General features: G+C 64.5%; 18 protein-coding genes. 10 read left to right on the top strand and 8 right to left on the bottom strand.

Features of this window, described 5'->3' with window-relative positions; genetic code table 11:
- Positions 1 to 40: 40 nt before the first annotated feature.
- Together HMA55_RS06280 and HMA55_RS06275 are read right to left on the bottom strand one after the other, a co-directional pair.
- Entirely contained in the window at positions 41 to 631 is a 591-nt protein-coding gene (locus tag HMA55_RS06280; RefSeq protein ID WP_181192218.1) for an LGFP repeat-containing protein, read from the bottom strand.
- Between the two features lie 53 nt (positions 632 to 684).
- Complete coding sequence (locus HMA55_RS06275; protein ID WP_181192217.1) at positions 685 to 1,266, bottom strand: LysR family transcriptional regulator substrate-binding protein; 582 nt, start codon at positions 1,264 to 1,266, stop codon at positions 685 to 687.
- 25 nt (positions 1,267 to 1,291) lie between these two features.
- Between HMA55_RS06275 and HMA55_RS06270 the strand changes: the two genes are divergently transcribed.
- Positions 1,292 to 1,702: a DUF5997 family protein gene (locus tag HMA55_RS06270; RefSeq protein WP_219910441.1), complete on the top strand. Its 411-nt coding sequence runs from the start codon at positions 1,292 to 1,294 to the stop codon at positions 1,700 to 1,702.
- Here the strand turns inward: HMA55_RS06270 and glyA are convergent.
- On the bottom strand, positions 1,699 to 2,991 hold the full coding sequence (gene glyA, locus HMA55_RS06265; RefSeq protein WP_257802420.1) for a serine hydroxymethyltransferase: 1,293 nt from the start codon (positions 2,989 to 2,991) through the stop codon (positions 1,699 to 1,701). The genes HMA55_RS06270 and glyA overlap by 4 nt on opposite strands.
- Before the next feature lie 113 nt (positions 2,992 to 3,104).
- On the opposite strand from glyA, the gene coaA reads away from it, so the two are divergent.
- Positions 3,105 to 4,028, top strand: coding sequence for a type I pantothenate kinase (gene coaA, locus HMA55_RS06260; protein WP_181192216.1), 924 nt, complete (start codon positions 3,105 to 3,107; stop codon positions 4,026 to 4,028).
- Here coaA and HMA55_RS06255 read toward each other — a convergent pair whose 3' ends face one another.
- From HMA55_RS06255 to mca, 3 genes are read right to left on the bottom strand one after another with little or no spacing between them, the layout of a single operon-like run.
- Complete coding sequence (locus HMA55_RS06255) at positions 4,029 to 4,817, bottom strand: isoprenyl transferase (protein WP_374680602.1); 789 nt, start codon at positions 4,815 to 4,817, stop codon at positions 4,029 to 4,031. It lies immediately after the preceding gene.
- Between the two features lie 9 nt (positions 4,818 to 4,826).
- Positions 4,827 to 5,126, bottom strand: a complete 300-nt coding sequence (locus HMA55_RS06250; RefSeq protein ID WP_181192214.1) for a hypothetical protein — start codon at positions 5,124 to 5,126, stop codon at positions 4,827 to 4,829.
- Positions 5,127 to 5,981, bottom strand: coding sequence for a mycothiol conjugate amidase Mca (gene mca, locus HMA55_RS06245; protein ID WP_181192213.1), 855 nt, complete (start codon positions 5,979 to 5,981; stop codon positions 5,127 to 5,129).
- A gap of 115 nt (positions 5,982 to 6,096) precedes the next feature.
- Here mca and HMA55_RS06240 point away from each other — a divergent pair, with 115 nt between their 5' ends.
- The 3 genes from HMA55_RS06240 (at position 6,097) to HMA55_RS06230 (ending at position 7,760) form a co-directional block, all read left to right on the top strand.
- Complete coding sequence (locus HMA55_RS06240) at positions 6,097 to 6,555, top strand: DUF4307 domain-containing protein (RefSeq protein ID WP_257802421.1); 459 nt, start codon at positions 6,097 to 6,099, stop codon at positions 6,553 to 6,555.
- A 105-nt stretch (positions 6,556 to 6,660) separates the two neighbouring features.
- Entirely contained in the window at positions 6,661 to 7,182 is a 522-nt protein-coding gene (gene greA / locus HMA55_RS06235; RefSeq protein ID WP_181192212.1) for a transcription elongation factor GreA, read from the top strand.
- Between the two features lie 41 nt (positions 7,183 to 7,223).
- On the top strand, positions 7,224 to 7,760 hold the full coding sequence (locus HMA55_RS06230) for a hypothetical protein (protein WP_181192211.1): 537 nt from the start codon (positions 7,224 to 7,226) through the stop codon (positions 7,758 to 7,760).
- A gap of 61 nt (positions 7,761 to 7,821) precedes the next feature.
- Here HMA55_RS06230 and HMA55_RS06225 read toward each other — a convergent pair whose 3' ends face one another.
- Positions 7,822 to 8,637, bottom strand: a complete 816-nt coding sequence (locus HMA55_RS06225) for a Bax inhibitor-1/YccA family protein (RefSeq protein WP_181192210.1) — start codon at positions 8,635 to 8,637, stop codon at positions 7,822 to 7,824.
- 152 nt (positions 8,638 to 8,789) lie between these two features.
- Between HMA55_RS06225 and HMA55_RS06220 the strand changes: the two genes are divergently transcribed.
- Positions 8,790 to 9,716, top strand: coding sequence for a suppressor of fused domain protein (locus HMA55_RS06220; RefSeq protein WP_181192209.1), 927 nt, complete (start codon positions 8,790 to 8,792; stop codon positions 9,714 to 9,716).
- 6 nt (positions 9,717 to 9,722) lie between these two features.
- Here the strand turns inward: HMA55_RS06220 and HMA55_RS06215 are convergent, their stop codons facing one another.
- Entirely contained in the window at positions 9,723 to 10,187 is a 465-nt protein-coding gene (locus HMA55_RS06215) for an S-ribosylhomocysteine lyase (RefSeq protein WP_181192208.1), read from the bottom strand.
- 29 nt (positions 10,188 to 10,216) lie between these two features.
- Between HMA55_RS06215 and HMA55_RS06210 the strand changes: the two genes are divergently transcribed.
- From HMA55_RS06210 to HMA55_RS06195, 4 genes are read left to right on the top strand one after another with little or no spacing between them, the layout of a single operon-like run.
- The gene (locus tag HMA55_RS06210) at positions 10,217 to 11,596 is read left to right on the top strand and encodes a cryptochrome/photolyase family protein (RefSeq protein ID WP_181192207.1); all 1,380 of its coding nucleotides are present in this window, start codon (positions 10,217 to 10,219) and stop codon (positions 11,594 to 11,596) included.
- 10 nt (positions 11,597 to 11,606) lie between these two features.
- Positions 11,607 to 12,482, top strand: coding sequence for a GDSL-type esterase/lipase family protein (locus tag HMA55_RS06205; RefSeq protein WP_181192206.1), 876 nt, complete (start codon positions 11,607 to 11,609; stop codon positions 12,480 to 12,482).
- Complete coding sequence (locus HMA55_RS06200; protein WP_181192205.1) at positions 12,479 to 13,285, top strand: ABC transporter ATP-binding protein; 807 nt, start codon at positions 12,479 to 12,481, stop codon at positions 13,283 to 13,285. Before HMA55_RS06205 ends, HMA55_RS06200 begins: the two co-directional genes overlap by 4 nt.
- Positions 13,282 to 13,926, top strand: coding sequence for an ABC transporter permease (locus HMA55_RS06195; protein ID WP_181192204.1), 645 nt, complete (start codon positions 13,282 to 13,284; stop codon positions 13,924 to 13,926). The genes HMA55_RS06200 and HMA55_RS06195 overlap by 4 nt, the downstream gene beginning before the upstream one ends.
- Position 13,927: the final 1 nt, after the last annotated feature.

Here is a 13,927-nt window from a genome sequence, read left to right as displayed (position 1 = left end):
ATCCCGCGTACGCGGGATGGCGTTGAAAAAGGTCGCCGGACTACTTCTCGGTGACGATTGCGGTGAACGCGTCCTCGGTGCCACCGCGGGTCCACTCGATGGTGCCGTTCTCGAACTCCTGGGTCCAGCCGGACTGGTCAGCGTTCTCGGTCTCCGGAGCGAGCGGGAAGCCCAGCTTCTGGTCGAGGCGGACGTCCGTCAGCCACTCGTTAGCAATCTGGCCCCAAGTCGGAGCGCCACCGGTGTTCTCGTTCCAGGTGACGTAGTGCTCGTTGTCGTAGGTAACGATCCAGCCACCGTCCGTCTCCTCAACGGCCATCGGCTCACCCCACTCCGGCTCCGCGTACTTGTCCATCGCGGCGACGACGCCAGCCGGAACCATCGCGGTCGCGCCGTCGGCGGTGGTGATCTCCTCGGTCGCCTCGGCGTTGTCTGCTGCAGCAGAAGTCGTAGCGTCGGCCGCGGAGGTGGTCGCATCAGCGGTCTCGGTAGCGGTGTCGGTCTCGGTAGCGGTCTCGGACACGACCTCGGTGGAGGTCGGTTCTGCGTCACCGTCGTTGGAGCAAGCAACGAGCCCAGTGGCACCCAGGGTCAAAACAGCAGCGGAAGCAGCGATTTTACGGGAAAACATAATTAATACCTTTCATCATTGGAACAAGTCCATCGTCCATTATGAACTTTGCGTTAACGGCGAGCTTTCTTTGCACCCGATCGGGGGTGAGACTGTCCACGCGACGAACGTGCAGTTCGCCCTTTGGTCACGCCGACAAAGTCCTGCACAGCATCCGAATCATCAGCCTTGCGCCACACAAGGGCGATTTGGCTCAGGGATCCGGTCGCTCCGCGCAGCGGCAGAGCCTTCACCTGCTTTCGCGCGAGATTTTTCAAAAGCGGCAGCGGGGCATACGCGATCCCGACGTTGGCGGCGACGACTTGAAGGGCGGACCGGAGGTCGTCGATAGGCGTCGGCCCTGAGTGGTTGACGATCTCCTCGGCGAGGTCCTCTTGGGTAACCTCGCCGATTTCCGCGTACACCGAATCTTTCGGCACTGCGACTCCGGGCGCCTCCTCGTACAGCCGCACAACGTGGTAGTCCTCCCCTACGCGTTCGTCCGGTAGGCGCACAAGTGCCGCGACGGCCTGCGTACCCACGAGCGGGAACGGGTCATCGGAGGCAATCGCCTCGAGGCGGTCCCCCGTGAGTTCCTCGTAGCGGCGGAACCACCTACCCGGCTCCGTGCCGGTGACGAAGGCAATAGTGAGCATGGTCGGCAATGCTACCGTTTTGCGCATGACTGATCAGACCCCGTCCGGCACCGCAATGAAGCCGGTAACCGCCGCAAAGAAGCTGGGCATCTACCTTCCCGCCACCCCGCAAGAGTTCCAAGACGGTGCGGTAACGCACGCCGAGCTGCGCGAATTGCAGGACAACCCGCCGCAGTGGCTGCAGGAACTGCGCCTGCGCGGCCCGCACCCCCGCCCCGAGGTTGCGCGCAAGCTCGGCATTTCCGTCACCGCGCTGAAGAACGCTGGCGTGGACCAGGCGATGACCACCGACGAGATCCGTGCGCTGCTGGACGATCAGCCCGAGTGGTTGCAAAAAGCCCGCGCCACTCTCGCGGAGCAGCGCGGGCACAGCGGCGCACACGGTGACGGTGCTGGCGCCGCCGGGGAAGCCGAAGCGGCAACCGAGGAAAGCTAGAGCATCTTCCAATCCTCGAGGTCCGGGTAGAGCGGGTATTTGCGCGCCAGGGCTTCAACGCGGCCGCGAAGGGCCTCAATGTCGGCTTCCTCGCCCTTGATCAGGGTCTCTGCGATGATCTCGGCGACCTCACGGAAGTCCTCCTCGCCGAAGCCGCGGGTGGCCAGCGCGGAGGTGCCGATGCGCAGGCCGGAGGTCACCTTCGGCGGGCGCGGGTCGAACGGCACGGCGTTGCGGTTGACTGTAATGCCCACGGAGTGCAGCAGGTCTTCAGCCTGCTGGCCGTCCATCGGCGAGTTGCGCAGGTCCACCAGCACGAGGTGCACCTCCGTGCCGCCGGAGACGACGGAGATGCCGGCCTCGCGCGCGTCGTCCGCAAGCAGGCGCTCCGCCAGCACCTTCGCTCCGCCCAGGGTGCGCTGCTGGCGGTCCTTGAACTCGGGGGTGCCCGCAATCTTGAACGCGGTCGCCTTCGCGGCCACCACGTGCATGAGCGGGCCGCCCTGCTGGCCCGGGAACACCGCGGAGTTGAGCTTCTTGTGCAACTCCAGGTCGTTGGTGAGGATGAAACCAGAGCGCGGCCCACCCAAGGTCTTGTGCACCGTGGACGAGACCACGTGCGCGTGCGGCACCGGGTTCGGGTGGAGGCCGGCGGCGACGAGACCCGCGAAGTGGGCCATGTCTACCCACAGGTAGGCGCCGACCTCGTCGGCGATGGAGCGGAATTCCGCGAAATCCTCATGACGCGGGTAAGCGGACCAACCAGCGATGATCACCTTCGGCTTCACCTCGCGGGCCTGCTCGCGCAGCTTCGCCATGTCGATCAGGTGGGTGTCCTCTTCCACCTGGTACGCAGCCACGTTGTAAAGACGGCCGGAGAAGTTGATCTTCATGCCGTGAGTGAGGTGGCCGCCGTGCGCCAGGTCGAGGCCGAGGATGGTGTCGCCCGGCTCCGCCAGCGCCATAAGCACCGCAGCGTTCGCCTGCGCGCCGGAGTGTGGCTGCACGTTCGCGTACTTTGCTCCGAACACCTCTTTGGCGCGGTCGCGCGCCAAGTCCTCGATCACGTCGACGTGCTCGCAGCCGCCGTAGTAGCGGCGGCCCGGGTAGCCCTCGGCGTACTTGTTGGTCAACACCGAGCCTTGGGCCTGCAGCACGGAGCGCGGCACGAAGTTCTCGGAAGCGATCATCTCCAAGGTGCCGCGCTGGCGCGCCAGCTCGTCCACAATTGCGGCATGCACCTCGGGGTCATAGGTGGCCAGATCCTGGTAGCGGAGGTCTTCAGACACTTCGACCGGGTCCTTTCTTCTCGCGTTGGTTACAACGTCTCGAAGTATAGGAAAGACTGAGGGCCAAGACGGTGGATTTATTCCACTTTTGCTCCGGTGCAACAATGGTGGCTATGTCACGAGCCGATTCGTCGCCGTACCTCGACTTCCACCGCGAGGACTGGCGCAAACGTCGCGCCACCATGCCCCAGGTTCTCACGGAGACGGAGCTGAGAGCCCTTTCCGGCATCGGCGAGAACTTGGACCTGCAGGAGGTAGAGGATATTTACCTGCCGCTGTCGCGCCTGATTCACCTGCAGGTGCGTGCGCGACAGAAGCTCACCAAGGCTACCGAAACATTTATCGGCGGCGACCCCGGGCATGTGCCCTTCATCATCGGCCTGGCTGGCTCCGTGGCAGTGGGAAAATCCACCACAGCGCGCGTGCTGCAGGTGCTGCTCCAACGATGGGACTCACACCCGCGGGTGGACCTTGTCACCACCGACGGGTTCCTCTACCCCAAGACGGTGCTGGAGGAGCGCGGCATTATGAAACGCAAGGGCTTCCCGGAGTCCTACGACCGCCGCAACCTCATGCGGTTTGTCACCGAGGTCAAATCAGGCCATCCCGTGGTCAAAGCGCCTATCTACTCGCACGAGGCCTACGACATCCTGCCCGAAGAGTGCATCGAGGTCCGCCAGCCCGACATCCTCATCCTCGAAGGCCTGAACGTGCTGCAGACCGGGCCCACGCTGATGGTGTCCGACTTGTTTGATTTCTCCATCTACGTGGACGCGAAGACTCAGGATATCGAGCGCTGGTACATCGAGCGGTTTCTCAAGCTGCGCGACACGGCGTTCCGCGAGCCCGGTAACCACTTCGCGCACTTCGCGGACATGGACGACGCAGCAGCCACCTACGAGGCCCGTGAGCTGTGGCAAACCATCAACCTGCCCAACCTCGTGGAAAACATTCTCCCCACCCGGGTGCGCGCATCACTGGTGCTGCGCAAGGACTACGACCACACTGTCCAGCGCGTCCGCATGCGCAAGATCTAGCTATTTGCCGAAGCGACGGGAACGCTGCGAGTAGTCGCGCAGCGCGCGCAGGAAATCGATCTTGCGAAACGCCGGCCAGTAAATGTCCGTGAACCAGATTTCCGAGTACGCCGCCTGCCACAGCAGGAAGCCAGACAGCCGCTGCTCGCCGGAGGTGCGGATGACCAAGTCCGGGTCCGGCTGGCCCGAGGTGTACAGGTGCTCCGAGATGGATTCGACGGTAATCTCGGCCGCCATTTCGGTGGCGGTGACCCCGGCGTGAGCTTTGTCGTCGATAAGCGATTGCACCGCGTCCACAATCTCTTGCCGCCCGCCGTAGCCGACAGCGATGTTGACGGTCAGGCCGGGTTTCTCATCCGTCGCCGCTGCACTTTCGCGCATGCGCTTAGCGACGTCCTCCGGCAACAACTCCAGGTGGCCCACCAACCGCACGCGGCAGGTGTAGTGCTCCGTGGCCAGTTCTTCGATGACACCGGAGATGATGTCGAAGAGCAACTCCACTTCCTCTGTGGTCCGCTGCAGGTTTTCCGTGGACAACAGGTAAATGGTGAGGACATCGATGTCCATCTCCGCCGACCAGCGGACCAGCTCGCCGATCTTGGCGCCGCCGACACGGTGTCCGTGCGAGATGTCTTTGAAGCCGGATTCTCGTGCCCAGCGGCGGTTGCCGTCTGCCATGACGGCGATGTGCTGCGGGCGTTTCTTGCCGCGGAGCTCGCGCTTCAGGCGTGCCTCATAGAGCGGGTACAACGGGTAGCGCAGCTTGGATAGGACAGACACGGTGCGAATTCTACCCAGCTAGAAGGCGTTTTTCTTGCGCTGGTCCTTGAGTCCCGCCTGCTCCATGGCCTCGTCTACCGCCTTCTCGTCGAACGGGTCGATGCCACGAGCCTCCGCGAACGCTTGACGGCGCTTGAAGCGGGAGAAGCGGCGGTGGAAGGACCACCCGATGAACAGCACGACCACACCGAGGATGACCAGCAGCAGCAGCCCGATCGGCGAGGCCTTGCCAAAGTCTGGGCCGACCGGTGTCTCCCCCGGCGACTGGGCAAGAATGAAGCTCGCGGCGTCAGCGGCGGCGATGGTGAACGTGGTCATTTACTCTCCCTCCTCGATGCCCGCGAACAGGTCCGTTTCCGGCAGCGTGGTGTCTACCCGGCTTGCAGCGAGCTCGAACTCCTCGGTGGGCCACACGTCCTGCTGCTCTTCCACCGGACTGGCCAGAAACGCGCCAGCGGGGTCGATCTGTGTGGCGTGGGCGGTGAGCGCCTCGGCGCGCTGCTGGAAATAGCCCGCGCACTCGACCTGTGTGGTCACGCGATCGAAGACATCTCCCTCGTTTTCCTCCCAGCGTTTGATCATGAGTTCGTACGGGCTCTTCTGGCCGCGCTCGATCAAGCGTTCTTGCAGCAGTTTCATCCGCTGCAAGATGAAGCCGTGCGAGTAGTACAGCTTCAGCGGCGTCCACGGCTCGCCCGCCTGCGGCGCGAAGGAAGGGTCGCCCGCGCGCTCCCAGGCGATCATTGAGATCGCGTGCACCATCAGGTGGTCCGGGTGCGGGTAGCCGCCGTTTTCGTCGTACGTGATGATCACGTGGGGACGGAACTCGCGGATTTGCTCCACAATCTTTTCCGCCACTTCCTCCGGGTCCTGCACCGCAAATGAGCCTTCGGGCAACGGGGGCAGCGGGTCGCCCTCAGGCAGGCCTGAGTCCTCGTATCCCAGCCAAACGTGCTCGACGCCCAGCGCGGCCGCCGCCCGAGCCATCTCCTCACGGCGCACATCTAGGATGTTGTCCAGCACTCCCGGTCGGTCCATCGCCGGGTTGAGCACGTCGCCGCGCCTGCCGTCGGTGCAGGTGACCACCAGCACCCGGTTTCCCTCGGCGGCGTACTTGGCCATGGTGGCTGCACCCTTGGAGGATTCGTCGTCAGGGTGGGCGTGAATCGCCATCAGACGCAACCCGGTCACTCGATCACTCCAACTTTCGTAGGGTCAGTTCTTTACCTTCGCGTCATCTTAGTACCATCGGCGGTGAAGTCCTTACCACCTGCAAGGAGCCGTTTCCGTGAGCACAGCAACCTCCCCCCGCCCCGCAGACCGCTACGGCGCGAAGGGTGGTTCCGGCGGTTCCACCGGCGGAAAAATTGTGGCCGTAGTCTCGGTCATCCTGATGGTTGCCCTGCTGTTTTTCGGCGCCCGGACGATCATGAACCGTTTCAACGAGCCGGTGCGGGCAGAGTTCATTTCGCAGGAGCGTATCGACGACTCGACGGGCCGCCTGTGGATCGACGTCACACGCAAACACCCGGACACGCCCGCGTACTGCATTGTCACCGCTGTGGACTACTCGCACGCCGAGGTGGGCCGCCGCGAGGTGATTCTTCCGGCTGGTGCTGAGGAGCACTCCCGTATCGCGGTGGATCTGCCTGTGCGCGCACCGCTGGTGTCTGGGCGCATCTACGGGTGTTCGGAGAATCTGCCGTTCTACATGGACCCGGAGAGCAGCTTCTACGCAGCACGCTAGGGGAAACTGACGGAGTTGCGTGTGCTAATCTTTCGCCGTATATCTTCACACTTTGGCCCGCTAGCGGCGGGCCGATTTCACGTATCAGGGAAGGTTTAGACCCCTATGGCTGAATCCCAGCAGCAGTACATTACTCCCGAAATGAAGGCCAAGCTCGAGGCCGAGCTGCAGCAGCTCATCGACAACCGTCCGGCGATCGCCGCCGAGATCAACGAGCGCCGCGAGGAGGGCGACCTCAAGGAGAACGCGGGCTACGACGCGGCTCGTGAGCAGCAGGACCAGGAGGAGGCGCGCATCAAGCAGATCTCCGAGATCCTGTCTAACTCCACCACCGAGCGCGCTGGCATTGTCGAGGGCGTCGCCCACGTCGGTTCCGTGGTTCACGTGTACTACGACGGCGACGAGGACGACCGCGAGACCTTCCTCATCGGCACCCGCGCGGCGTCCACTGACAACGCAGATTTGGAGACCTATTCGGAGAACTCCCCGCTCGGCGCCGCTGTGGTGGGTGCTGCTGAGGGCGAGACCCGGAAGTACACCGCGCCGAACGGCCGTGAAATTTCCGTCACGGTCGTCTCGGCCGAGCCGTATGATTCAGTCAAGGCCTCCACGCCCCGCGCGAAGTAGCCAAAACCTTTTCTCTTTTTCGAAACCGAAGGAACACTCCTGTGATTGCCACCTCTTCCCGCAAAGCAGTAGCCGGCGTCGCTGCACTGGCAGCGCTCGCCCTGGCAGGTTGCACCCCGCCGCACCAGAACCCCTCCGCAGAGAAGGTCGACACAGCCACCAGCCAGGATCCGACCTCTCTGAAGGGTGTCGGAGGCGCCAGCACCGCCCGCGCCACCTCGTCTGCTGAGGCGACCAACGTCACCGAGGCACACGCGATAAACAAGGAGACCGGCACCGCCGCTGTTTCCGCCGAGGGCACGCCGACGTTCAACAACTGTGACGCCACCGGCCTGCTCCGCCCGGACCGCCTTACCGTGGACTGCAAGAACCAGGACGACTTCCTCGAGGACATCGTCTGGGATCAGTGGGGCGAGGACCTCGCCGAGGGCACTGCAACACGCGTAGTCGTTTCCCCCGACAACCGCGAAGAGGGCGTGAAGGTCGTCCTGGGCAGCCCGCAGATTGTCAACGGTGTGTTGACGTTCACCACCGTCACCGTCGACGGCCAGCCCGTAGTTCCGGAGAACAACTACTAAGCCGTACATGTGAAAAGTGCCTCGCCCGGAATTCCGGGCGAGGCACTTTTGTCGTGTTCTCCTAGCGGTCGTTGGAGAAGTAAGACAGCAGGCGCAGGATCTCGGTGTAGAGCCACACGAGGGTCACTGCGAGGCCGAGGGCAACGCCCCACGAGGCGCGTTCAGGAGCTCCCGTGCGCACCAGCTTGTCCGCGAGATCGAAATCTTGCAGGAACGATAGTGCGGCGAGCACGACGCAGACCACGCCGAAAGCAATGGACAGTGTGCCGCCGTCGCGCAGCGGAGACACCCCGGTGAAGATGGCGAGCAGAAGATTGCCGATCGCCATGATGGCCATGCCGAAGATCGCTCCGGTGAGGATGCGGTGGAAGCGGGGGGTCACCCGGATCGCGCCACGGCGGTACACCACGAGCATGCCGATGAACACCCCGACCGTGCCCAAGATGGCCTGGAAGATCATCTGGCCTGCGTCGGCGCCGCCGACCGTGAACCAGCCGGAGACGACCAGGGAGAAACCGCCGAGGAACAAGCCCTCGAAAGCGGCGTAGGTGAGGGTGACACCCGGCGAGCCGAACTCGCGGCGGAACGCGTGGACGAGCGTGGTCACAAACGCCCCGATCGCACCGACGATGGTGAGGATCGAGCCGAGGCCGACATTGCCGCCGGCGTAAATGGCGAAGTTCACGGCGGCGAACGCGATGATGACCGCCAGGGTGATACCCGTCTTCGTCACCACGTCGTCCACTGTCATCGGGCGGGAGTGATCGATGTCGGGCAACTGCCCGGGCAGTGTGGCGGTCTGGCCAGCCTGGTAGCCGTAGCCGTTGTTCGCCTCCGCCTGCGGCAGGTTGCGTAGAACGGGGTTAGTGCTTCTCACGACGCACAGTTCCTTTCCAAATTTTGTATACCGTCATTGTCGGACCCGATTGTGTACCTGGGCCCAAAGACTTCACCGTCTATAACGCTACCGCCCCCGAAAAGGTTCCCACCTCTGAGATTACGGGCCGGCGTCGGCGATATGGTGGGCCCATGGGAGTGTTCGATAGCGTGCGGCGCGGCCCCCGCACCGGCGGAGACGCGGTGCGCGAGCACATCACGCAGACGACAGGCAGCGACGACGCATACGTGTTCTCGTACCGCAGCCTCGACGTTCACGCTTACGTGCTGGATCAGCCGGCCCCGCACGTCCTCTACATCACCTTCGGCAAATCCCGCGTGTCCTCGTCCCAGCCCTCAGCAGGAACGCAAGCGGAGCTGACCATGCGGGTGCCAGGATCCCCGGCGCTGCCGGACCAATGGCCCGCAGACCTCCTCGCCCGTGCCGCGCGCGACGAGATCGAACCAGGCCACTATCTCTCCCTGGAGCACCCTCGAGGAACGCTGACGGGGTTTGTGTTTGTCACCGATCCGATTCTCGGGGTGCTCGACGGCCCAACCGGGCTGATCCGCTTCACGTACGCCGTCGGCTTGGCTGGCGACGACGTGGAGCGCATGCTCTCGTGGGATCCCCTCAAGTTCGCGAAATTGGTAGGCGACCGAGTTCCGTTGGGCATGACCTCCACCAACAGGGATGCGTTGAGCGCGAATCCAGACGACCGCGCCTGGCTGGATCGGGTGGTGGGGGTCGAAGGCTCGTCGATAGGCGCGATGCACGCTCGCTACCTCGACGTGGATGCGGGCGGACGCGTGGACCTCGATCCGGCGGCCGCGCGGGCTCTAGTGCGAGCCGCACGGCATCGCCTGCTGCACCACCGACCCTTCGCCCTGCTCCGCGGCGACACGTGGCTGTTGCTGGACCCGCACTCCCCCACGACCGAGCTGGCGGACGACCACATCGTCGTCCCCGCGACTGAGGCTTTCGCCCACGAGATCCTTGCGGTATTCGACGCGATGCCGGGGACGTACCACCTACGCACCGCCCCGCTCGTGATCCGAGTGCTCGACCCGGCGTCCTAGACCCGACTACTTGAAGACGGTGCCCCACTCATCGCGCTTGTCAAGGAAAGCCTGCGCCTCGCGCTTCGCAGCCTCGAGGTCGTGGTTTGCGCCCCAGCCGCACTGCTTTTCGTTCGCGGCCGGAACCTCGTCGGCGTTGGTGATGTCGGTCAAGGTCTTCTCCACCAGATCCGCCACCTCAGCCTCCGACGGGTCGCCCGAAAGCATGAGATAGAAGCCGGTCTGGCAGCCCATCGGGCCGAAATCGATGACGTTGCTTGCGTGGTTTCGGGCGTGCTCTGCGAACATGTGCTCAAGCGAGTGCACCGCAGGCATTTCCAAGTGCTCGACGTTGGGCTGCTTGAAGCGGATGTCGTATTTCACCAACGTGTCGCCCGCGGGCAGCTCCTTGCGGTCCGCCAGGCGGATGAAAGGGGCGGATACCTTGGTGTGGTCGAGATTGAAGGATTCAACATTCATACGCTCAGTCATGGCTCCGACTGTACTGAAGGGAGGCAGACGTGCCCACTACCCCGAAAACACTGGTGTGGTTCCACGACGATTTGCGCGCCACCGACAACCCCGCCCTCGCATACGCCGCTTCTCGCTGCGAGGTTGCAGGTTTGCTTATCGACGACACCTCCGGCCCCCGCCCCCTCGGCCGGGCAGCGGCGTGGTGGCGGGAGCGCAGTATTGCGTCGCTTAGCGCAAAGCTCCCACTGATCCGCGAAACGGGCGACCCGCGCGAGATCGTGCCGCGGGTGGCACAGCAGCTCAACGCCGAGGTGGTGTGGAACCGCCGCTACGATGCAACCGAGCTCGACGCCGAAATCAAACGCAGGGTCGGCGCGCGCACCTTCCCCGGCTTTCTACTTGCGGAGCCGTGGGAAATCACCACGGGCTCCGGCACGCCGTACCGGGTGTTCACGCCGTTTTACAACGCGGTCCGGCAGCACCTCGTCGCGCACCCGCCAGAGCCGTTGGCCGCTCCCACGCTGCCGGGCGGACAAGCCTTCGACGCGCCGGAGGCCCCCGCGTGGGCCGCGGAACTAGACGCGCACAACACACCCGGGGAAGACGCGGCGCTCCAGCGCTTCCACGATTTTTTGGACGGGCTCGCCAACGGGCGCAGGTACGACAACAACGACCTCTCCCCCGGCGCGACCTCGGGGCTGAGCGCCCACCTGCGGTTCGGCGAGCCTTCCCCGGGCTACGTCTGGGCGGAGACGGCCTCGTTTGCAGAGCAGCACCCGGCGGCCGCATCGCACGCGTGGGCCTTCTTGCGCCAGGTGGTGTGGCGGGAGTTTGCCTGGCACCGCTACTACCACCTGCCGGACCTTGCCGTGCACAACGTCCGCGAGCAGTTCAACCACTTCGACTGGGCCTGGAGCGCACACGCGAAGCCCTGGGAGCACCCTCAAGCGTTTGCGGATCCCGCGATGGAGCCGGACGGCGATGCTGCACAGCATTTAGACCAGCTGGCGCAGTGGCAGCGTGGCGAGACGGGCGTGCCGCTGGTGGATGCCGGCATGCACGAGCTGTGGCGCACCGGCTCCATGCATAACCGAGTGCGGATGGTTGTGGGCTCCTGGCTGACGAAGAACCTGGGCATCCACTGGCGTCACGGTGAGGAATGGTTCTGGGACACGTTGGTCGATGCGGACACGGCATCGAACCCGTTCAACTGGCAGTGGGTGGCTGGATCGGGCGACGATGCTGCCCCGTACTTCCGCATCTTCAACCCGATCACGCAGCAGGAGAAGTTCGACCCTGCTGGCACGTACGTCTCGCGCTGGGCCCCGGAGGCCCTGTTGCCCAGCTACCCGGAGCCAATGGTGGATGTGAAAGCGTCACGCAAGATCGCTCTGGCTGCATACGACGACATCAAGGCCAGCAGGTAGGGTCGTCGGGGTGAAGTTCCTTTTGCGCAAGGTCGCGGTCACCGTTACCGCGTGTGCGGCCGCCATCGCAGGCGCCGCAATCCCCGCAGACGCCCAACCGGCCGGCAATGTCGTAGTGTTCGGCGATTCGTTCGCCTCCAACCCGGACCAGTATCGAGCCTCCCTCCTCAACATCGCCGGTAGCTCAGCCGGCTCCTCTGGCTCCTCTGCGCGGGTGCTCGACTCCTACCCCAGCCAGGCGGCCTGCCTGCAGGGCCCAGACAACTGGCCGCGCCAGCTTCAGGCTCGCACTGGTGTGAGCGTTTCGGATTGGTCGTGCACCGGACACAGATCCATCGATCTGCCCGGGCACGTCGACCACGCCATCCGCAGCGGGGATCTGAACGCAAGCACCCGGGCAGTCGCACTCAGCATCGGGATCAACGACCACTGGCGGCCTATCATCGATGCCCCCGGCACGCCTTACAACGTCGACGCGATCCGGAGCGCGTACTTCCGAAACATGAACGAGGCGGTTTCCAAGATTCGCGCGGCGGCCCCGCGGGCGAAGATCATCGTCCCGGGCATGCTCGCTATCACAGGCGGGCGCGACGGCGCGGTCTGCTTGCTGAACGTCGTGCCCAATATGCCTCTCGGCGTACCCGCCCCGCGGGTCCGGCAATGGGAACAGCGCACCCAGGACTACCAACGCGCCATGGCACACCAGGTGGGAGCAACCTTCATTGACATCCGGGCGCAGTCCGCCGGGCACAGCACCTGCGCCCGGGATGCGGACAGGTGGGTCGCCGGACTGATCGACACCACTACGCCCTCGTACAACATGGCACTGCACCCCTCCCGCGCCGGGTCCGCATTCGTCGCTGAACAGGTAGCTCGAGCACTGTGATCGAATTTTGCGGCGTATCCAAGACCTACGCGGGGACGCACACGCCTGCGGTGGAGGAGTTCTCCTACACCGTCGAGGAGGGCTCCACCACCGTTTTCGTTGGCCCGTCCGGCTGCGGCAAGACGACGCTGCTACGCATGGTCAACCGGATGGTCACGCCGACGTCCGGGCAGGTGCGCGTTCGCGGCAACGACGTCGCGGATGAAGACCCGGTTGAACTGCGCCGTTCCATCGGGTACGTGATGCAACACTCGGGCCTCATGCCGCACCGAACCGCGGTGGACAACGTGGCCGACATCGCCCGACTCGCCGGGGCGGGCAAGCGGCAAGCCCGCCAACGAGCCATGGAGATGCTCGAGCTTGTCAACCTTGACCCGGCACTGGCGGGCCGCTACCCCGGCGAGCTCTCCGGCGGCCAGGCACAGCGCGTCGGTGTCGCACGGGGCTTGGTCAACCGCCCGGACATCATCATGATGGACGAGCCGTTCGCCGCGGTGGATCCGGTTGTGCGCCGCAAGCTCCAAAACGAAATTCTGGCCATCCGCGACCGGCTCAGCACGACTGTGCTCATGGTCACCCACGACATCGACGAAGCGTTCAAGATGGGCGACCAGGTGCTGGTGCTGGGCGAGCATGCCGCGATAGAGCAAGCGGGCAGCCCAGAAGACATCATGGCCCACCCAGCCAACGCCCGGGTCAGAGACTTTGTCGGGCTCGACGGTCGCACACTCACCGTGGTTGACCGTGACGGCTCACGAGTACTTGTTGACGCGTCGGGCACTGTCAAAGGAATGCTGTCGTGAATTGGGGTTGGCTCGGCGCCAACAGCGGCCGGATTTTCCAGCTGGCTGGAGACCACCTGGTGATAGCGCTGCCTGCGGTTGCCATCGCGTTTTTCATCGCGGTACCGCTCGGGTGGCTCGCGCACCGCTCGGGCTCCGCACGGGAGGCGCTCGTGGTGCTGACCAGCTTGATTTACGTCGTGCCGTCTCTCGCTATGTTCATTCTGATGCCGCTGGTGTTGGGCACGTCAATCCTTTCGCCGCTGAACGTCGTAGCCGCCATGGTGTTCTACGGCATCGCGCTGATGGTGCGGTCGGCTGCGGACGCGTTTGACGCGGTGCCAAAGGACGTCCGCCAGTCTGCGAACGCGGCCGGGTACCCGCCGCTCAAGCGCGTCACCGCGGTGGAGCTTCCGCTGGCGGGGCCCGGCCTGCTCAGCGGCCTTCGGGTAGTGGCTGCCTCTACAATCAGTCTGGTTTCCGTGGGCGCACTCATCGGCGTGCAATCCTTAGGCACGCTGTTTACCGAGGGGTTCCAGCGGTCCTTTCCCACCGAAATCCTCGCTGGTCTGATCGGCACGATCGCGCTCGCTCTCATCGTCGATTCCGCCTTGGTGCTGCTCGGTCGCGTTGCCATGCCGTGGACGAAGGCGCGGTCCTAGC

This window comes from Corynebacterium wankanglinii, from assembly GCF_013601005.1.
GTDB lineage: Bacteria > Actinomycetota > Actinomycetes > Mycobacteriales > Mycobacteriaceae > Corynebacterium > Corynebacterium wankanglinii.
The sequence above is the reverse complement of the archived record's forward strand: the minus strand, read 5'-3'. Positions and strand labels throughout refer to the sequence as shown.